The sequence below is a fragment of the Methylobacterium sp. J-076 genome, from assembly GCF_022829405.1.
GTDB lineage: Bacteria > Pseudomonadota > Alphaproteobacteria > Rhizobiales > Beijerinckiaceae > Methylobacterium.
In genome coordinates this window covers 1-465 of record NZ_JAKSXW010000087.1, presented here as the reverse complement: position 1 = coordinate 465, position 465 = coordinate 1, and the positions used below count along the sequence as shown (strand labels likewise).

The 465-nt window shown below is 61.1% G+C and carries 1 protein-coding gene; it reads right to left on the bottom strand.

From position 1 onward, the window contains the following. A partial coding sequence (locus MKK53_RS07655; RefSeq protein ID WP_243928101.1) for a TonB-dependent receptor domain-containing protein occupies window positions 1-465 on the bottom strand: 465 nt, incomplete at both ends.

Sequence of the window (465 nt, the reverse complement as noted above, 5' to 3'; positions counted from 1 at the left end):
CAGGTGTCGCGTAGGTGTCTTGGAAGACCCAGTCATGGCGACCGTTCAGGGTCAGGATAAAATCACCGAACTTCGCTTGGTCCTGCAGGTAGACGCCGACCTGGTCCTGTGTCTGGCGCGAGGCATCCACCAAGGGCGGTGTTGCGATGAACGGTTGGCCGTAGTTCCGGGTGATGAGGTTTAGGTCCGGCACGGCGGTACTATCGCCGAAGTAACTACCGAACCGGCTGGTCATGCTGTAACGGGCATAGTCCACGCCTGCGACTGCGGTATGGGCGATCGGGCCGGTGGCGAAGCGGGCTTCAAGCTGGTTGTCCAGCGTCTGCTGCACGAGGCCGGCTTTCAGATACCCATTGTCGCGGGCGGCGGTGACGCCGTCGGCATTGAAGGATGAGATGTCCACGTACTTCGCGCTCAGGTTCAGGCCGTAATGCCGGAAGTTTTGGCGGAAGATCAGGTCGGGGG